This window comes from Sphingomonas faeni (genome assembly GCF_040407565.1).
Classification (GTDB): Bacteria; Pseudomonadota; Alphaproteobacteria; order Sphingomonadales; family Sphingomonadaceae; genus Sphingomonas; species Sphingomonas faeni_F.
The window spans coordinates 839,354-859,216 of sequence record NZ_JAPZPR010000001.1; the positions used below are offsets into that span (position 1 = coordinate 839,354).

Here is a 19,863-nt window from a genome sequence, read left to right on the forward strand (position 1 = left end):
CATGAGACGGAAGCTCACTTCGCCGCAAGGTCCATGGTCTTCGGCATGTTCAAGCCTGCAGCCGACCACTGCGCGGACGTGTGGCAGGTGATCCGTTCAACGCGCGAGCCGGTCGATGCGAGCTCGACCATGCAATATTTGTGCGTCTTCGCGTTGTAGGTCAGCGTCGTCTTTTGCGGTGCATCCGACGGCGCGGCGACGACGGGCGCGGCAGTTGCGAGCACGGTGGCGACGACGAGGCTCTTCAAGATGTTCGATGAAGGCATGATGGTATCCCTGTGGTTGGTGCGAGACGCCCGGTTGGGCGGCAGCTTTACCAATGCAGGTGGTGTGCCAGTTATATAATACAGTGGCAGAGTTCGGGGAAGTTGTTAGAAGTGCGGGATACTTTTGATCAGGACGCGCCACGTGGTTCGGAACCGCCAACGCGGATTGCACCAGAAGTTGGGAAAAACTACCGCCCTTAGCAGTATCGCCGCGCGTAACAGGGCTGGGGAAAGGTGATGGCCCGTTGGTTCAGCTATGAACGGGTTGAGTCACCCATTGGTCGCCTAGCTCAGCGCTCCAGCAGCCTTGGCATCAGCTCGACGAAGTTGCAGGGGCGGTGGCGGCTGTCGAGCTGGTCGCGGAGGATGCCGTCCCAGCCGTCCTTTACCGCGCCGGTCGAGCCGGGCAGCGCGAAGATATAGGTGCCGTGCGATACGCAGGCGCATGCCCGAGACTGGACGGTCGAGGTGCCGATCGTCTGGTAGCTGAGCATGCGGAAGAGCTCGCCGAAGCCGGGGATCATCTTCTCGGCGACCTGTTCCACAGCTTCCGGGGTAACGTCGCGGCCCGTAACGCCGGTGCCGCCGGTGGTGATGATGCAATCGATCTCGGGATCGCCGATCCAGGCGTGCAGGCGCGAGACGATCGTCTCGACGTCGTCCTTCTCGATCCGGCGGTCGGCGAGAACGTGTCCCGCTTCGGTCAGACGCGCGACCAGCGTATCGCCCGAGCGATCCTCGGCAAGGCCACGCGTGTCCGACACGGTCAGCACCGCAATCCGCACCGGCAGGAAAATCCGGCTTTCATCGATCGGCATGAAATCAGTCCGCGCGCGTGACGGTGGTGGACCGCGGCCCGACGGCCGCATTCACCGCGACGGTCGCATTCAAGGGCGCCGTGCTTGCCTGGTATTGCGTGTACGGCTTGGCCGCCATCCGCACCGCAGTCGCACCCGGCAGGCCTGGGAAGCGCGGCCACATACCCTGCGCCAGCGCGTTACGGCTGACCGAAGCCTTCTTGCCGCCCTGCGCCTCGTACATCCAGTAGTTGCGCAGCACGGTGGTCACGTAGCCACGCGTCTCCCAATACGGGATGCTCTCGATATACATCAGCGGATCGCCGTTATCGTGGACGATCGCGTTCCAGTCGCCGACGGGGCGCGGACCTGCATTATACGCTGCGATCACCTTGGGCAGCAGCCCGCCGGTGACACCCGCCATGTCGCGCAGCCGCTCGAGATGACGCTGGCCGACATCCATGTTGGTGCTCGGCTTGGTCAGCGCCTTCACGTCGATCGAGGTGCCACGCTCGCGCGCGAAGTCGGTCGCGGCGGCGGGCATGATCTGCATCAGGCCGTACGCGCCGGCCGGGCTCTTCACGGTGTTGCGGAACCGCGATTCCTCGAGCGTGTGCGCGTAGACCAGCGCCTTGTCGATGTGCCAGCCGCTGTCGGGCGTCCAGTTCGGCGTCGGATAGCGCGCCTCGGCGGTCGACGTGATCCCCTGCGGGCAATTGTGCGCGAGCCACACGGTCGTCGCCGGCAGGCTCAACGCTTCCGCCACGCGCACCAGATTGCCGAACTCGCGCGGATCGCCGATCTTGGCCTGCTGGCGGATGACGGTATCGGCCAAGTCGGTCTCGCCGACCTCGACCAGTGCCGCTGCGACACGGACGTTCGGGCGGTTGCCGACGATTTTCCAGTCGCTCGCGACCAGCCCGCCGACGGATGTGCCCTTGTCCCTCATCGCAAGCTGCTGACGCGCGAGCTGGCCGTAGAAGCTCTCGCCGAACTGCGCCGCCGCCTTCAGCCGGCCTTCGATCTTGTCGGGCCGCGAGCAGACCATGTCCGCGCGCGACGCCCAATACAAAGCCGCCGCGCGGAGATCGACATCGCCGGCGCGTGCCGCGACGCCTTCGAACCCGGTCTCGGCATTCGCACAGTCGTTCTGCCGCCATGCCGATAGCGCGCCGACCCATCGGCCCTGGACTGCCCAGTCGCCGACGCCGTCCTGTGCCTTCGCAGCCATCATGCGCGCGTTGACGTCGTCGCCCTGGAGGAAATAGATCCACGCGATCTTCTGCTGCCACTCGGTCAGCGCCTCGGGCGTGAGGCCGGGCGTGGTCTCGAGCAGCGACTGCGCCTCGCGACCCATGTCCGCCTTGACGTAAGGCTGCATCTTCATCGCAAGATCGGCGGCGATCATGTCGCCCTGCAGGCTCTTGGCGCGCACCCGACGCGGCGCGCCGTCCTGCCAGATCAACCGCTGCGCTACGGGAAGGGGCGGCAAACCGACCGCGCCGCGCGTCGTCGCAAGGCGCGAGATCTGCGCGGCTTCGGGCAGTTCGGGCGCTTCGTTGAGCAGCGCGACCAGTGGCTCCATTTCGACGCGGGGCGAGCCCTTCGCCGTGTACATCTCGGCGCGCGCGATCGCATGCAGCGGGCCGGGCTTCATCGTGTCGAGCCCGATCTGCGCGTCGGTCCACTTGCCGTCGCGGATTGCCGCGAACACCGTCTTGTACGCCTCGCGCTGGCTGGCATCGAGCTGGTCGGGGATCTGCTCCAGGGTCGGCGCACCGACCAGCTTGGTCGTCCCAAGCCGTGCATCGCCGGCAGGCTCGCCCGCGGCGGTCGCCGCCAAGGCCGGGAGGGGGAGGGCGCTGAGGCCCAGGGCGATAGCCACCCAGGAAACCGATCGGATCCGAATCATCTCACACCCTCTTGCGACGTCAGTCCGCGCATCAGCATCTGCAAATCCTTCCAGGCCTCGGCCTTGGCCGCGGGCTTCTCGATCAGAAACCGCGGGTGAAAGCTCGCGACCACGCCGGTCTCGCTGGAGGCTTCGCCAGACGCCGAACCGGACCCCGTTTCTCCAGTCTTATGGTTAAATCCGTGTAAACGCCCGCGCGCCCCCTGTAATTCCGTCCCGAGGATCGCACGGCTCGCCGCATTGCCGAGCAGCAGCAACCGCTTGGGGGCAACCAACCCGATGTGATGCTTGGCGATTTCCGACAGCCGTGCCTCGACCTCGCTCTGGATCCGCCCCGCCGTCGGCCGCTTCGCGCAGACCGCCGCCAGATGCACTTCGTCGCGCGTCAGACCGATCGCCGCGAGCATCTTGTCGAGCAACCGTCCCGATGCGCCACTCAGCAATGCCCCCGCATCGCCATCATCGCGGTCGGGGCAATCGACAAGCACCATGACCGTAGCGTCAGCCGGACCTACGGCAGCGAGCGAAACCCCGCTCCAGTCCGCTTCGGGAACCTCAGCACTGCTCCGCCAGGCAAGGAAATCGGCCAGCAAAGTCGGCATCGCGGACGGTGCAACGACCGGCGCAACAGGCGCTGCGGAGGGGACAACAAGCGGTTCGGGCGCCGTGAACCAGTCGCGCGGGACGTCGTCGACCAGCGTGTCGACGCCAGCCTCGTGCCACCAGTCGAGCGCGCTCGCCGCTGTATTCCGCCAGTCGATGGTTTGGTCCGCCCCCACAGGGTAACCTATGCTGCACGGTTGACGTGGCGGTCAACTCGCGCAATCGCCATAATGGATAAGGCGGTGCCGGCCCGAGCCCGAACGAAGGGCAGGGGTCGATAGACTGGGCTAGAGGGGACATCCCCCGGGAGACGATGATGACGACACGTGAATCGATGCCGTACGACGTGGTGATCGTCGGCGCTGGCCCGGCCGGTCTCTCGGCAGCGATCCGCCTGAAACAATTGGCGGCCGAGAAGGACGCCGAGATCAGCGTCTGCGTGCTCGAAAAGGGTTCCGAAGTCGGCGCACACATCCTGTCCGGCGCGGTCATCGATCCCAAGTCGCTCGACGAACTGTTGCCGAACTGGCGCGAGGACGGCTGCCCGCTCGCCGAAGTACCCGTGACCGAGAACCATCACTGGATCCTGACCAAGACGAAGAAGAGCGAAATGCCGCACTTCGTCACGCCCTCGTTCATGCACAACAAGGGCACGTACACCGGCTCGCTCGGCAACCTGTGCCGCTGGCTCGCGGGCAAGGCGGAGGAGCTTGGCGTCGAGATATTCCCGGGCTTCGCAGCCGCGGAAATCCTGTTCAACGACGACGGCTCGGTCAAGGGCGTCGCGACCGGCGACATGGGCGTCGCGCGCGATGGCACGCACAAGGGCGACTACACGCCGGGTCTCGAACTCCACGCGAAGTACACCTTCTTCTCGGAGGGTTGCCGCGGTCACCTCACCAAGGAGTTGATCCGGACGTTCGCGCTCGACAAGGACAGCGATCCGCAGGTCTACGGCCTCGGCATCAAGGAATTGTGGGACATCGATCCCGAACTCCACGTCCCCGGCCGCGTCATCCACACGCAGGGCTGGCCGCTGTCCGAAACCGACGGCTCGAACGGCGGCGGCTGGATCTATCACCAGGCTAACGGCCAGGTCTCGATCGGCTTCGTCACGTGGCTGAACTACACCAACCCGCATCTCTCGCCGTTCCACGAGATGCAGCGCTGGAAGACTCACCCCGAGATCGCCGCGCTGCTGAAGGGCGCCAAGCGCGTCAGCTACGGTGCGCGCGCGATCAGCGACGGCGGTTTGCAGTCGATCCCCAAGCTCGTGATGCCCGGCGCGGCGTTGATCGGCGACAGCGCCGGCTTCCTCAACGTGCCGCGGATCAAGGGCACGCATACCGCGATGAAGTCGGGCATGATGGCCGCCGAGGCCGCGGTCGAGGCGATCGTCTCGCAGCGCGGCCATGACGAGCTCGCGGCCTATCCCGAGGCGTTCGAGAAATCGTGGGTCAAGAAGGAGCTGTCGGTCGTCCGCAACGTCGCGCCGCTCGTCAAGAAGTTCGGCGACCTCCTCGGTTCGGGCCTCGCCGGCATCACGATGTGGGCGGAGCATCTGGGAATCAAGATGCCCTTCACGATGCACCACCACCCCGACAACGAAAGCCTGTGGCGCAAGGATCTCGTCAAGCCGATCGTCTATCCGAAGCCCGACGGGGTCCTGACCTTCGATCGCCTCTCGTCGGTGTTCGTCTCGAACACCAACCACGAGGAGGATCAGCCGGTCCACCTGACGCTCAAGGATGCGAGCGTGCCGATCGAATACAACCTGCCGATGTACGACGAACCCGCGCAACGCTATTGCCCGGCCGGCGTTTACGAAGTCGTCGGCGAGGACACGGCCGATCCAAAGTTCGTCATCAACGCGCAGAACTGCGTCCACTGCAAGACCTGCGACATCAAGGACCCCACCCAGAACATCAACTGGGTCGTACCCGAGGGCGGCGGAGGCCCCAATTATCCCAACATGTAAGCGCTTGTTCTTCACGTCCGGTGTTGCCTTTGCCGGCCTCGTCCTGTTGCCGACCGGGGCGATGGCCGACACTGGCAACATCGCCGCCTATCTCAAGGCCCGTGCCGCCGACGCTGCCGGAAAAACGACGCTAGCCGCCGCCAGCTATGCAAAGGTGCTGGCGGCATCGCCCGACGACCCGGTCGTCGCGATTCGCGCCTACCGGGAAGCGTTGGAAGCAGGCGACATGCCGCTCGCCACCCGCGCCGCCGCAGTGCTGGCCAAGGCCGGAGTCGCCCCTGCTGACGCGGCCCTGATCCCGCTGGCCGACGCTGCGCGGTCCAATGACGCCAAGGCGGCCAGCGCGGCGATCGCTACGCTCGCCACCGGGCCGCTGGTTGTCCTCGCGCCCTCGCTCTACGCCTGGGTTGCGCACGCCGAAGGCCGCGATCCAGGCCCGTCGCTCGACACCGCCACGAAGGATCCGGTCGCCAACCGCTTCGCCACCGAAACCCGCGACCTGATCGTCAAGGCGCCCGCGAAGCAGTCGCTCGCGATCGGCGTGTCGCGGCTGCTCGCGCACCTCGCCAGCGACCTCGCGCTCGGCGATCCGTCGCCGCTGTCGATTGCACTCACGCAGGCGTCGCTGCGCGCCGACCCCGGCTACGACCGCGCACGCATCCTCCTCGCCGATGCGCTCGCCCGCAACACGCTGGTCGACCGCGCGCTCGTCGTGCTCGACCAGGTTGGCCCCAAGAGCCCGTTCGCGGTCGCCGCGGCGTCCGAACGCATTGATATCCTCGCCAACGCCGACCGCGACGGCGAAGCGCTCGCCGCTGCGAAGAACCGCGTCGACCAGTCGGGCGCGGATGCCGCCGACTGGCAGCGCTACGCCGACCTGTTGCTGACTACCGGCAACCCCGCCGATGCCGCGACCTGGTACCAACGCATCATCGCCGCCGACGACGCGAAGGGAGGCAGCTGGGGCAACTGGCTGCAATATGGCGGCGCACTCGACCAGGCCGGCCGCTGGCCCGAAGCGCGCGATGCGCTCGAAAAAGCCGTCGCCCGCGGCCCCGCCCAACCGCTCGCACTCAACTATCTCGGCTTCGCGCAGGTCGAGCACGGCGACGACATTCCCGCGTCGATCAAACTGCTCGAACGCGCCACCCGGATCGACCCGACCAACGCATCGATCACGGACTCGCTGGGCTGGGCCTATCACCTCTCCGGCAACACCGCCCGAGCGCTCCCCCTGCTCGAAACCGCCGCGCAGGCCGAACCCACCAACGCCGAAATCGCCGACCACCTCGGCGACGCCTATTGGAGCACCGGCCGAAACTACGAAGCGCGCTACGCGTGGCGCGCCGCCTTGCTGACCGCCGAACCCGCAGACACGACGCGCATAACTGCCAAGATCGCCAACGGCCTCCCGCCAAAAGCCCGCCGCTGAAACCCCTCCTCTCCCACCGGAAGAGGGAAGGGGCCCGCAGGCGTGGGGAGGGCAAGGCGAGTTGACGACAAAGGGGCGGTTTCGCGAGATCACAATTAATTCTGGGTGCCGGACGAGCCGCGGAAGTGATCGTGACAACGCCAGCAACTAGCGAGGTGCACCGCACCTCAGGTCCGCCGTCATCCTGACGAAAGTCAGGATCCAGAGCCAAGGACGGCTCCAATCGTTACCCTGGATCCTGACTTTCGTCAGGATGACGCGCTTAAACCCGCAGACATCACGCGTATTACGCTAAGCCGCGCTGGACCCCTTCGCCGCCAAACCTCGAGACCGACAATGCCCGCCATCACCGAACCCGCTCCCGCCAAGATCAACCTGGCCCTCCACGTCCGCCGCCGCCGCCCCGACGGCTACCACGATCTCGAAACGCTCTTCGCCTTCGCCACCGACGGCGACCTGATCACGGTAGAACCCGCCCAAACCAACAGCTTCACCATAACCGGCCCCTTCGCCGCAGCACTCCTCCCCGTCCAGAGCATTACCCCGACCCCCAACACCACCCCGCCGGAGGCCGGGGCCCAATTGGGGACGGACAATGACGAAGCACCCCGCTCGTCCAGCGCCACTCCCGGCAACGCCCCCTGGCAAGGCAACCTCGTAACCGCCGCAGCAGACGCCTTCACCACCGCCTTCGTCCCAGAAACCCACCACGCCATAACCCTGGAAAAGCACCTCCCCATCGCCTCGGGCATAGGCGGAGGCTCAGCCGACGCAGCCGCCACGCTCCGAGCACTAGCCCGCCTCCATAGCGTCCCCCCAACCGAGCCCCGCCTCCACGAAATCGCCGCAAAGCTCGGCGCAGACGTCCCCGCCTGCCTCGCCAACCGCACGACGCTAGGCACCGGCAAGGGCGACACCCTCACCACCCTGGAAGGCCTGTCCGGCACCTCCCTCCTGCTCGTAAACCCCGGCGTCGCGGTCTCCACCGCCGCCGTCTTCAAGACCTGGGACGGCCACGACCGAGGCCCAATCCCCGAAGGCGACCTCCTCGATCGCGCCCTCGAAGGCCGCAACGACCTAGAACCTCCCGCGCTGGCCCTCGCCCCCGAAATCGCCGAAGTCCGCACCCTCCTCGACGCAGCCCAAGGCGTCCTCCTGTCCAGAATGTCTGGCTCCGGCGCCACCTGCTTCGCGCTGTTCGAAACCCCCGAAACCCGAGACACCGCCGCTACCGCCGCCCAAGCCAAAGGCTGGTGGACGCTCGCAACAAACCTCGCCTGATCGATCGATAGGCGACGGCACCTTCGAGGCTGGACGCCACCGTGCCGCCACGGCCCGTCATCCTGACGAAAGTCAGGATCCAGAGCGACAAACGAAACCACCCGTCCCAGACACCCTTCGAACTTCCGATCAGTCGGCTGTCCAAACCGCACGTCCAAACAACCCGAACCGATCTCGATCTAGATCTCGACCTAAACGCCCACACCGCCGATCCCGTCCTTCGTCGGTCATCCCGAACGTGTTCGGCATTATCTCCCACAACAAAAGCACCTCCCCGGCGAAGGCCGGGGCCCAGTTGGGAAACGCTCCTGACGACAGCCGCACGCCGTCACGCCAACCTCTCCACCTGGACACTGGCCTCCGCCGGGGAGGTGCATTTGTCCGAATCGTGTCCGCACCGACCGTCTTCCAACGCCTGCACTCCACGATCTCACGAACTCGTGGGCCTGGAGCGTCGGGCATGCGGACACGGCGGGTGCCAGAATGACGCTGTCCCCGCACCCGACGGGCTCTGCACGGCGCCACCGCCGCAAATTTCACGCAATAAACCTATCGTTCCCTACTTGTTCCAAAAGAACAAAGAAAATACATGGTGTTTGACGCGTTGAATGGCACGCGCGCTTGCTTTAGCGATGGGAGCATATTCGATGGCCGCTAATCTGAAAGTGATCGACACCGGCATGGCAACCGCAACCAACGACCGGCAGAAGGCGCTCGACGCCGCGCTCGCGCAGATCGACCGCGCTTTCGGCAAGGGCTCGGCGATGCGCCTGGGCTCGAAGGAAACCATGCAGGTCGAGGTCATCTCGACTGGCTCGCTCGGGCTCGACATCGCGCTCGGTGTCGGCGGCCTGCCGCGCGGCCGCGTGATCGAGATCTACGGTCCGGAAAGCTCGGGCAAGACCACGCTCGCGCTCCACGTGATCGCCGAAGCGCAGAAGGGCGGCGGCACCGCCGCGTTCGTCGATGCCGAGCACGCGCTCGACCCGGTCTATGCCAAGAAGCTCGGCGTCAACATCGACGAACTGATCGTCTCGCAGCCCGACACCGGCGAGCAGGCGCTCGAGATCGTCGACACGCTGGTCCGCTCGAACGCGATCGACGTGCTCGTGGTCGACTCGGTCGCAGCGCTCGTGCCGCGTGCCGAAATCGAGGGCGAGATGGGCGACAGCCATGTCGGCCTCCAGGCCCGCCTGATGTCGCAGTCGTTGCGCAAGCTCACGGGCTCGATCAGCCGCTCGCGCTGCATGGTGATCTTCATCAACCAGCTCCGCATGAAGATCGGCGTCATGTACGGCAATCCCGAGACGACGACCGGCGGCAACGCGCTGAAGTTCTACGCCTCGGTCCGCCTCGACATCCGCCGCATCGGCGCGATCAAGGCCGGCGAGGAAGTCACGGGCAACCAGACTCGCGTGAAGGTCGTCAAGAACAAGGTCGCCCCGCCGTTCAAGCAGGTCGAGTTCGACATCATGTACGGGCAGGGCGTCTCCAAGCTCGGCGAGATTCTCGATCTCGGCGTGAAGGCGGGCTTGGTCGAAAAGTCTGGCGCCTGGTTCAGCTACGACAGCGTCCGCCTCGGCCAGGGTCGCGAGAACTCGAAGACCTTCCTCAAGGACAACCCCGAAACCGCCGACCGCCTCGAAAAGCAGATCCGCGCGCGCACCGACAAGGTCGCCGAGGAAATGATGGCCGGCCCCGAAGAAGGCGACGACGCCTGACCCCACTTTCCCTCTCCCTTAGGGGAGAGGGAGGGACCCATTGCCTCCGCGATGGGAGGGGGCACGCGGTGGCTGCACGCTTCACGGCTCACTGCTCATAGTGCCAAGGACGCGCACGGCCGATAGTTCAAATGCGTGGCGAACTGGCACCCCGCTAACCCACCCTCCGCACCACCCCGGCGAAGGCCGGGGCCCAGTTGGCATGACCCTGCAAATAAAGTCCTGCACTAAACCAAGCTCTTTAGCGGCAATGGCCCCATATTCTTGAACGAGCCGACCCCCTCCTTGTTCTCCCGCGAAGGCGGGAGCCCAGTCTGGATCCCCGCCTTCGCGGGGAAACAAGGAAAAGCAGCGCGCCAGGCTCGGGAAAGCCTCGCAATCCCGCAGTGCCAAATCGTCACCAGCGTCTATACTTCCTATACTTCACTCCAAACCACCGCCCCGACCGCAACCGAAAAAGCACCCCAGCCCATGACCACCGCCTACGACTGGACCGGCAGAATAGGCGACGTCTGGGCCGAGGAATGGCGCCGAACCGACCGCAGCTTCACCAACCTGACCCCGCATCTGAACGCAGCGATCCTGTCCGCCGCCACCCCCCAAACCCACAAGATCATCGACATAGGCTGCGGCGCTGGAGCAACCTCTCTAGCCACCGCGCAAGCGCTCCCGAACGCGCAAATAACCGGCATAGATCTCTCACCAAACCTGATCGAGATCGCCAAACACCGCGCCAAAACTCAAACCAATGCCAGCTTCGAGTGCGCGGACATCACCGCCGCCGCCCCGAACCACGCCCCCATCGACCTCTACGTCTCGCGCCACGGCGTCATGTTCTTCGCCGACCCCGTCGCCGCCTTCACGACATTAGCCGAAGCCGCTGCCCCAGACGCGACGCTAGTATTCTCCTGTTTCGCCGACCGCGCCGCCAACCGCTGGGCCACCGAAATCATCACCGCAACCGGCGGCAATGCAGACGCTCCAGCAACCGCCGCACCCGGCCCCTTTGCTTTCGCCGACCCGACCTATGTCGCGAGCATCCTCGAGAAATCCGGCTGGTACGTCGCGTCACCCGAGCGTGTCGAATTCGCCTACCGGGCAGGGGAGGGCGCCGATCCCGTAGCCGACGCAGTCGACTATTTCCGCCGCATCGGCCCCGCAGCATCTGCCATCCGAGACGCCGCCCCCGAGGAACGCGAGCGCCACATCGCGCGTCTCACCCAGGTCTGCGACCGGTACCGAAGCGGCGACACGGTGGAATTCCCCGCCGCCGCCTGGATCTGGACCGCGCGCAAATCGTCCAAATAAAAAAACAGGGGGTTCAGCATGATAATCGTCCACCACCTCGAAAACTCGCGAGCGCAGCGGATCCTGTGGATGCTCGAGGAACTCGGCCTCCCCTACGAGATCAAGCGCTACGAGCGGAACAAGGCAACGATGCTCGCCCCGCCCGAACTCAAGCAGGTCCACCCGCTCGGTAAGTCGCCCGTGATCGAAGATGACGGCCAAGTGGTCGCCGAGACCGGCGCGATCGTCGAATATCTCGTCGACAAGGCGGACGGCAAGCTCGGCGCCCCCGCCAACCGCGCCGACGCGCTACGCTACCGCTTCTGGCTCCACTACGCGGAGGGCTCGATGATGCCGCCGCTGCTGCTGAAGCTCGTCCTCGCGCGCATCCCGATCCTGGGCAAGGCGGCGACCAGGAAGATCCAGCCGATGATCGACGTCCACCTCGACTATGTGGAGTCCGAACTGTCGCAGCGCCCCTGGTTCGCCGGTAACGAGATGACCGCTGCCGACATCATGATGAGCTTCCCGCTCGAAGCGGCGCGGAGTCGCGGTGGGCTGAACGAGTCCCATCCCGCGACGATCGCGTGGCTGGCGAAGGTCCACGCACGGCCAGCGTATCAGGCGGGCCTCAAGAAGGGCGGCCCATATGCCTACGCTTAAGGGCTGCAAATCAGGAACCGCGTCGAGGCTGAGAACGCAACCTTCCGCTAAACACCACCCCGGCGAAGGCCGGGGCCCAGTTGGAAAGGTTGGAGTAACGAGGCGCGGCGGTCACCATTAGGGTCCCCCAACTGGACCCCGGCCTTTGCCGGGGTGGTACTTCTTCAGTGGTCCGCCAGCGTAAAAGGGCAGCCTTGAGAAGTTACCGGTTCAAGATCGCCGACTAGCCTCAAACCTGTCCCGGCCCAATCTTCTCATAGCTATCCACATCCACCTTCGGCCCATGCCCGGTAGGCGCATGCGGGAAGTCCCGGTCCGCCGGCTCCCGCTCGTCGAGCCCGCCCTCCCATTTCGCCACCACGGTCGCCGCCACCGCATTCCCGATCACGTTGGTCGCCGAGCGCCCCATGTCGAGGAAATGATCCACCGCCAGGATCAGCAGGATCCCCGCCTCCGGGATCTTGAACATCGACAGCGTCCCCGCGATCACCACCAACGAAGCCCGCGGCACCCCCGCAATCCCCTTCGACGTCACCATCAGCACCAGCAGCATCGCGATCTGCTGCCCGATCGGCATGTGGATGCCATACGCCTGCGCGATGAACAGCGACGCGAACGTCATGTACATCATCGATCCGTCGAGATTGAACGAATAGCCCAGCGGCAGCACGAAGCTCGCGATCCGCGGCGGCACGCCGAACCGGTCGAGCGCCTCCAGCGTCCGCGGATACGCCGCCTCCGACGATGCCGCCGAGAAGGCGAGGATCAGCGGATCGCGAATATACCGCACCAGCAACCGCGTCCGCGGCCCGATCAGCAGGAACGCGATCCCGATCAGCACCGCCCACAACAGCGCCAAGCCGATGTAGAAGCTTAGCATGAAATAGCCGAGCTGGCCGAGGATGGCCGGCCCCCGCTCGGCGAGCGTCGCGGTCACCGCCGCGAACACCGCAAACGGCGCGAACCGCATCACGTAATTGGTGATCTGGAGCATCACCGCGACCAGCGCCTCTATCGCCTTCACCAGCGGCGCGGCCTTCTCGCCGACCGCGGTGATCGCAACGCCGACGAACACCGAGAACACGACGATCTGGAGGATCTCGTTGCCCGCCATCGCCGCGATCATCGAATCGGGGACGATGTGCGTGATGAACTTGGCGAGATCGAACGCCGCGCGGTCGACGCCGCTAGACGCGGTGGCCGGCGGGATCGCGAGCGCGAGGCCGACGCCCGGCTGCAACACGTTGACGAGGATCAGGCCCAGGGTGAGCGACAACAGGCTCGCGCAGATGAACCAGCCGAGACTGCGCAATCCGACCCGCCCGAGCGCGCCGGTATCGCCCATATGCGCGATGCCCACGACCAAGGTCGAGAACACCAATGGCGCGATGATCATCTTGATCAGCCGCAGGAATAGCGTCGTCACGATCGAGAAATAGCCGGCGATGTCCTTCAGCCGTTCGGCGGACTCGGCCGTGCCGTTGTCGATCGACGCGTTCAGGACCCAGCCGACGACCATCCCCGCGACGAGGCCGAACAAGATGTAATAGGTTAGCCGCTTGGCCATTAATCGCTCCCGAGAAGTGCGAACAGGGAAGGGGATTGCAGCGCCCGGGTCAAGGACCCTATCGTCCGGCGATGTCGACCGCACGCCACAAGCCCGCCTTCAGCCCCTCGCGCCGCGACCTGCTGAGCCTCGCCATCGCGGCGCCGTTGCTGTCGACCACCGCGATCCTGCGCGCTGCCGAACCGGACCTGTCGGCGCTGTCCGACATCACCGGCGCCACCAAGCCGATCGATGCCACCGAACGCGCCGCGCGGCTGGTCCGCGCGCAATCGCTGATGAAGGCGGCGGGCATCGGCGCGGTGCTGATCGAGCCGGGTTCGTCGATGATCTACTTCACCGGCGTCCGCTGGCACACGAGCGAGCGGCTGACGCTGGCGATCCTCCCGGTCGAAGGCGAACCGTGCATCGTCACGCCGTTCTTCGAGGAGCCGTCGGTGCGCGAGACGCTCGCCGTCCCCGCCGAGGTCCGTGTCTGGCAGGAGGACGAGAACCCGCTCGCCGTGGCCGCCGGCTTCCTGCGCGACAAGAAACTCGCCGCGCGGCCGGTCGGTTTGGAGGCGGAAGTGCGCTATTTCGCCTATGCCGGGCTCGCGCGGGTCCTGCCTGACGCCAAGATCGTCTCCGCCGACCCGGTCGTTCGCGCCTGCCGGATGATCAAGACCCCCGCCGAAATCGCGCTGATGCAGGCCGCGACCGAGGTCACGCTGGCCGCGTATCGCTGGACGAAGCCGCGCGTCGAGAAGGGCATGACCGGCCCCGAGATCGGCGCGCTGATGAACGCCGCGACGGAGAAACTCGGCGGCGCCCCCGAGTTCGCGCTCGCGCTGATCGGCGAGGCGTCGGCCTATCCGCACGGCAGCCGCGAGATCCACCGCGTCGCCGACGGCCAGGTCGTGCTGATGGACTGTGGCTGCACCGTGCAGGGCTATCAATCCGACATCTCGCGCACCTGGGTCCACGGCGCGGCAACCGCCGACCAGCGCAAGACGTGGGACCAGGTCGCCCGCGGGCAACAGATCGCGTTCGCTGCCGCCAAGATCGGTGCGCCTGCGGGCAGCATCGACGACGCGGTCCGCCGCTATTACGAGACGCTCGGATATGGCCCCGGGTACAAGCTGCCCGGCCTGTCGCATCGGACCGGCCACGGGATCGGCATGGACGGCCACGAACCCGTCAACCTCGTCCGCGGCGAGACGACCAGGCTGGCGGCGGGGATGTGCTTCTCCGATGAGCCGGGGATCTACATTCCCGGAAGGTACGGGGTCCGCATCGAGGATTGCTTCCACATGACCGACGCCGGCCCGGAATGGTTCAGCGAACCGCCCAAATCGATCGACGCACCGTTGGGGTAAGAGACCTTCAAAATAGCGCCACCACCCCGGCGAAGGCCGGGGCCCAATTGGGGGACGGCGATAACGAAGCGCTGCTCTCCATCATTTCCACCTCTCCAATTGGGCCCCGGCCTTCGCCGGGGTGGTGCATCGGGGCAAACGGCGGCTCTCAACGAACCGCAGCACCCGCCTCCTTGTTCTCCCGCGAAGGCGGTCGCCCAGTCTGGATCCCCGCCGTCGCGGGGAAACAAGCTCACTTCGTTTCAGTCGGATGCGTGCAGCGCGGGCATTCGCTGACACCATTCTCTACTGCACGGCCCTTTTCACACCCGACTTGAGCGAACCGCCTCGCTCGCCTAAGTCCCCGCGCATGACATCGACGAACGACATCCGCCGCGGCTTCCTCGACTATTTCGGATCGCAGGGGCACCAGATCGTACCCAGCGCACCGCTCGTGCCGCAGAACGACCCGACGCTGATGTTCGTCAACGCGGGCATGGTGCCGTTCAAGAACGTCTTCACCGGCCTCGAATCGCGCCCCTACACCACCGCGACCTCGTCGCAGAAATGCGTCCGCGCCGGCGGCAAGCACAATGATCTCGACAATGTCGGCTACACCGCGCGCCACCACACCTTCTTCGAAATGCTCGGCAATTTCTCGTTCGGCGACTATTTCAAGGAGCAGGCGATCGTCCACGCCTGGACTCTGCTTACGCGCGAATGGGGCCTGTCGCCCGACAAACTGACCGCCACCGTCTATCATACCGACGACGAGGCGTTCGACCTCTGGAAGAAGATCGCCGGACTCCCCGATCACCGCATCATCCGCATCCCGACCAAGGACAATTTCTGGTCGATGGGCGACAATGGGCCGTGCGGGCCGTGCTCTGAAATCTTCTACGACCACGGCGACCACATCTTCGGCGGTCCTCCCGGCAGCCCCGACGAGGACGGCGATCGCTTCGTCGAGATCTGGAACCTCGTGTTCATGCAGTATGAGCAGGAGAATGCCGAGATCGTCGGCAACCTGCCCAAGCCGTCGATCGACACCGGCATGGGGCTCGAGCGCATCGCCGCGGTCATGCAGGGCGTCACCGACAATTACGATACGGACACGTTCAAGGCGCTGATCGCGGCATCGGGCGCGCTGACGCACACCGCGACCGACGGCGCCAACACCGCCAGCCACCGCGTGATCGCCGATCACCTGCGCACCGCCGGCTTCCTGATCGCGGACGGCGTGCTGCCCGCGAGCGAGGGCCGCGGCTATGTCCTGCGCCGGATCATGCGCCGCGCGATGCGCCACGCGCACATCCTCGGCGCCAAGCAGCCGCTGATGCACCGGCTCGTCCCCGCGCTCGTCACCGAGATGGGCGCCGCCTATCCCGAACTGTCGCGCGCGCGCCCGCTGATCGAGGCGACGTTGCAGCAGGAGGAAACGCGCTTCCGCCAGACGCTCGACAAGGGGCTCAAGCTGCTCGACGAGGCGACCACCGGGATGACCGACGGCACGCTGGCGGGCGACGTCGCGTTCAAGCTCTACGACACCTACGGCTTCCCGTACGACCTGACCGAGGACGCGCTGCGCGAACGCAACATCGCGGTCGACCGCGAGGGCTTCGACACCGCGATGGCCGAACAGAAGCGCGCCGCTCGCGCCGCCTGGAAGGGCTCGGGCGCAAAAGCCTCGGACGACATCTGGTTCGACATCGTCGAGCAGACCGGCGGCACCGAATTCCTCGGCTACGCGTCCGATACCGGCGAGGGCGAGGTCGTCGCGCTGGTGAAGGACGGCGCGCGCGTCGACCACGCCACCACCGGCGCCACCGTCGCGATCGTCGTCAACCAGACGCCGTTCTATGGCGAGAGCGGCGGCCAAGTCGGCGACGCGGGCCACATCTCGAACGATAGCGGTCTGCGCGCGAACGTCACCGAGACCTCGAAGCAGCTCGGCCGCGTGTTCGTCCACCACGCGATCGTCGACGCTGGCGAGATCAAGGTCGGCGACCCGGTCAAGCTCCAGATCGACGTCGCCCGCCGCGCCCAGATCCGCGCCAACCACTCCGCGACGCACCTCCTGCACGAGGCCTTGCGCGAACGCCTCGGCACGCACGTCGCGCAGAAGGGGAGCCTCGTCGCGCCCGACCGCCTGCGGTTCGACTTCTCGCAGCCGGTCGCGATGACCCCCGCGGACATCGCGCAGGTCGAGGCCGACGTGAACGCGCAAGTCCGCGGCAACGGCGCGGTCACGACGCTGCTGATGACCCCCGACGACGCGATCGCGATGGGCGCGATGGCGCTGTTCGGCGAGAAATACGGCGACGAGGTGCGCGTCGTGTCGATGGGCTCGACGGAGGACGGCACCTACTCGATCGAACTGTGCGGCGGCACGCACGTCAACGCGCTCGGCGACATCGGCCTGTTCAAGGTGGTCGGCGAAGGCGCGGTCTCCAGCGGCATCCGCCGTGTCGAAGCGCTCACCGGCGAAGCGGCGCGCGCGTACCTGACCGGCCGTGACGACCGCCTCCGCGAGACGGCGGCAGTGCTGAAGTCGACCCCCGACGAGGTCCCGGCGCGCGTCGCATCGCTGCTCGAAGACCGCCGCCGCCTCGAACGCGAACTCGCCGACGCGAAGAAGGCGCTGGCGCTAGGCGGCGGTGGCTCGGGCGAAGCGGCTGGCCCCGAACAGGTCGGCGGCGTCGCGTTCATCGGCCAGGTGCTCAACGACTTCGAGGCGAAGGGCCTGCGCGGCGCGGTCGACGAAGCCAAGCAGCGCCTCGGCTCCGGCATCGCGGTAATGGTAGCGATCAACGACGGCCGCGCTTCGGTCGCGGTCGGCGTGACGGCGGACCTGGTCGCCAGCCACAACGCCGTCGACCTGCTCAAGATCGCGGTGACGACGCTAGGCGGGCAGGGCGGCGGCGGCCGTCCCGACATGGCGCAGGGCGGTGGGCCTAATGGGGACAAGGCGGCGGAAGCAGTCGCGGCAGTGCGGGCAAAGCTGGAGGCGGCGGGCGCCTGAAACTCGCCGAAGTCGCACGCTAAACCCCAAGCAATGTTCCCCCGCGGACGCGGGGGCCCAGCTTAATACCGCTAGCTGCCTCGGCTCCTGGAACCCCGCCTTCGCGGGGGAACAGGCTGCGCTGATGAAGTCGCCCGCTACAACTACCTCCACCCCGGCGAAGGCCGGGGCCCAATTGGCAAGGCCGATATAACGGAGGCTCGTCCCTCGTTACAGCCGTCCCCCAATTGGGCCCCGGCCTCCGCCGGGGTGGTGCTTATGTGGAGCGCGGAGCTTTATTTCAGAAGGCAAGTCAGTCCCCACGCACCTTCGCCAGCGTAGTCCCTGCGGTAATCGCCTCGATATCCGTCTCCACATGCAGCAACCTGACGCCGGACCGAGACATAGCCCGCTCCAACGCCCCCGCAAATTCATCCGTCCGGGAAACAGTCTCAGCCCAACACCCATAAGCCCGCCCCAGCGCCGTAAAGTCCGGATTCCGCAACCCAGTCCCCGAAACCCGCCCCGGATACTCCCGCTCCTGGTGCATCCGGATCGTCCCGTACCCGCCATTATCCACGACGATCACCAGCATGTCCGCCCCATGCGCCACCGCCGTCGCCAGTTCCTGCCCGTTCATCAAAAAACACCCGTCCCCCGCGAGCGCCACGACGGTCCGCTCAGGATGCCGCAACGCCGCCGCAACCGCCGCCGGCACGCCATACCCCATCGCCCCGGCGGTCGGCGCGAGCTGTGTCCCCGGCCCGGCATACGCCCAGTAGCGATGCCACCAGCCCGAATAATTCCCCGCCCCGTTGCAGATGATCGCATCCGCCGGCAGCCGCTCGCGCATCGCCGCCACGCAAGGTCCCAGGTCCATCACCAAATCACGCGGCGCCGGCGTAGACCATTCCAGCCACTCGGCATGTGCCTCCGCCCCAGCACTCCGCGGCGGCAGGTCGACCACCAGCAAAGCCTCGGCAAACTCCGCCATCCCCGCACATACCGCGACATCCGCGCGGTATGCCCGGTGCAGCTCATCCGGATCGGGATGCACATGGATCAGCCGCTGCCCCGGATGATCGGCCGTGATCAGCGCATAGCCATCGGTGGTCGCCTCCCCCAGCCGAGGCCCGACGACGAGTAGCAGATCCGCCGCCTTCACCCGCTCTACCAGCTTCGGATTGGGCCCATACCCCAGATTCCCAGCCCAAACCGGACAGTCGTTCGGAATCGCATCCTGCCGCCGAAACGCGGCCGCCACCGGAATGCCATTACGATCCGCCCAGGTCGAGAACGCGCCCGACGCCGCCACATCCCAGCCAGCACCTCCGACGATCGCAACCGGCCGCTCGGCCGTCGTCAGCAGATCCGCAAGCAGGTCCATCGTATCGGCGTCACACCCCTGAGCCACCCGCTCGACCCGCGGCCGATCGACCGCGTCCACGACATCGAGCAGCATATCCTCGGGCAATGCGAGCACCACCGGCCCCGGCCGCCCCGACATCGCCGTCGCATAGGCGCGCGCGACATATTCCGGGATCCGCCGCGCATCGTCGATCCGCGCCGCCCACTTCGCGATAGGCGCGAACATCGCCTGGAAATCGATCTCCTGGAACGCCTCCCGGTCACGCGTGCCGCGGTCGATATCACCGACGAACAGGATCATCGGCTGCGAATCCTGCATCGCGACATGCACGCCGATCGATGCGTTGGTCGCGCCCGGCCCCCGCGTCACGAACGCCACCCCCGGCCGGTGCGTCAGCGTCCCGTCCGCGCACGCCATGAACCCGACGCCGCCCTCCTGCCGGCACACCACGAGATCGATCGCCGGCGTATCGTGCAGCGCGTCGAGCACGGCGAGGAAGCTCTCCCCCGGCACGGTGAAAATCCGGTCGCAGCCCTGTGCGACGAGTTGATCGACCAGGATACGGCCGCCGGTGCGTGGTGTGATCATCGGCGCATCCTGCCGTCCGTTGCGCGCGAAGTCGAGACGCGGTTACGCTGGCGTCGAAGCCGGGACC

Annotated in this window: 14 protein-coding genes; 8 read left to right on the forward strand and 6 right to left on the reverse strand. The window is 66.4% G+C overall.

What is annotated here, in order from left to right; all coding sequences use genetic code 11:
- Positions 1–14 precede the first annotated feature (14 nt).
- The 4 genes from O6Y00_RS03650 to O6Y00_RS03665 form a co-directional block, all read right to left on the reverse strand.
- Positions 15–266, reverse strand: a complete 252-nt coding sequence (locus O6Y00_RS03650) for a hypothetical protein (RefSeq protein WP_353441242.1) — start codon at positions 264–266, stop codon at positions 15–17.
- Positions 267–556: 290 nt separating this feature from the next.
- Entirely contained in the window at positions 557–1,084 is a 528-nt protein-coding gene (gene moaB, locus O6Y00_RS03655) for a molybdenum cofactor biosynthesis protein B (RefSeq protein ID WP_120299809.1), read from the reverse strand.
- Positions 1,085–1,088: 4 nt separating this feature from the next.
- Positions 1,089–2,975, reverse strand: a complete 1,887-nt coding sequence (locus O6Y00_RS03660) for a lytic transglycosylase domain-containing protein (RefSeq protein ID WP_435368576.1) — start codon at positions 2,973–2,975, stop codon at positions 1,089–1,091.
- Positions 2,972–3,754, reverse strand: a complete 783-nt coding sequence (locus tag O6Y00_RS03665) for a uracil-DNA glycosylase (RefSeq protein WP_353441244.1) — start codon at positions 3,752–3,754, stop codon at positions 2,972–2,974. The genes O6Y00_RS03660 and O6Y00_RS03665 overlap by 4 nt, the downstream gene beginning before the upstream one ends.
- Before the next feature lie 140 nt (positions 3,755–3,894).
- Here O6Y00_RS03665 and O6Y00_RS03670 point away from each other — a divergent pair, with 140 nt between their 5' ends.
- From O6Y00_RS03670 to O6Y00_RS03695, 6 genes are all read left to right on the forward strand, one after another.
- Complete coding sequence (locus tag O6Y00_RS03670; RefSeq protein ID WP_353441245.1) at positions 3,895–5,556, forward strand: electron transfer flavoprotein-ubiquinone oxidoreductase; 1,662 nt, start codon at positions 3,895–3,897, stop codon at positions 5,554–5,556.
- Between the two features lie 61 nt (positions 5,557–5,617).
- A complete protein-coding gene (locus O6Y00_RS03675; protein ID WP_353441246.1) occupies positions 5,618–6,988 on the forward strand; it encodes a tetratricopeptide repeat protein in 1,371 nt (456 codons plus the stop codon).
- A 336-nt stretch (positions 6,989–7,324) separates the two neighbouring features.
- Positions 7,325–8,269: a 4-(cytidine 5'-diphospho)-2-C-methyl-D-erythritol kinase gene (locus tag O6Y00_RS03680; protein ID WP_353441247.1), complete on the forward strand. Its 945-nt coding sequence runs from the start codon at positions 7,325–7,327 to the stop codon at positions 8,267–8,269.
- Positions 8,270–8,916: 647 nt separating this feature from the next.
- The gene (gene recA / locus O6Y00_RS03685; RefSeq protein ID WP_056047175.1) at positions 8,917–9,990 is read left to right on the forward strand and encodes a recombinase RecA; all 1,074 of its coding nucleotides are present in this window, start codon (positions 8,917–8,919) and stop codon (positions 9,988–9,990) included.
- Positions 9,991–10,254: 264 nt separating this feature from the next.
- On the forward strand, positions 10,255–11,298 hold the full coding sequence (locus tag O6Y00_RS03690) for a class I SAM-dependent methyltransferase (RefSeq protein ID WP_353441248.1): 1,044 nt from the start codon (positions 10,255–10,257) through the stop codon (positions 11,296–11,298).
- 18 nt (positions 11,299–11,316) lie between these two features.
- On the forward strand, positions 11,317–11,940 hold the full coding sequence (locus O6Y00_RS03695) for a glutathione S-transferase family protein (RefSeq protein WP_353441249.1): 624 nt from the start codon (positions 11,317–11,319) through the stop codon (positions 11,938–11,940).
- A gap of 229 nt (positions 11,941–12,169) precedes the next feature.
- Here O6Y00_RS03695 and O6Y00_RS03700 read toward each other — a convergent pair whose 3' ends face one another.
- The gene (locus O6Y00_RS03700) at positions 12,170–13,507 is read right to left on the reverse strand and encodes a dicarboxylate/amino acid:cation symporter (RefSeq protein ID WP_353441250.1); all 1,338 of its coding nucleotides are present in this window, start codon (positions 13,505–13,507) and stop codon (positions 12,170–12,172) included.
- A gap of 71 nt (positions 13,508–13,578) precedes the next feature.
- Here O6Y00_RS03700 and O6Y00_RS03705 point away from each other — a divergent pair, with 71 nt between their 5' ends.
- Both O6Y00_RS03705 and alaS read left to right on the forward strand, forming a co-directional pair.
- Complete coding sequence (locus tag O6Y00_RS03705) at positions 13,579–14,859, forward strand: M24 family metallopeptidase (RefSeq protein ID WP_353441251.1); 1,281 nt, start codon at positions 13,579–13,581, stop codon at positions 14,857–14,859.
- A gap of 349 nt (positions 14,860–15,208) precedes the next feature.
- The gene (gene alaS, locus O6Y00_RS03710) at positions 15,209–17,860 is read left to right on the forward strand and encodes an alanine--tRNA ligase (protein WP_353441252.1); all 2,652 of its coding nucleotides are present in this window, start codon (positions 15,209–15,211) and stop codon (positions 17,858–17,860) included.
- A 292-nt stretch (positions 17,861–18,152) separates the two neighbouring features.
- Here alaS and O6Y00_RS03715 read toward each other — a convergent pair whose 3' ends face one another.
- Positions 18,153–19,796 (reverse strand): thiamine pyrophosphate-binding protein, encoded by a 1,644-nt coding sequence (locus O6Y00_RS03715; protein WP_353441253.1) that lies wholly within the window; start codon positions 19,794–19,796, stop codon positions 18,153–18,155.
- Positions 19,797–19,863 lie beyond the last annotated feature (67 nt).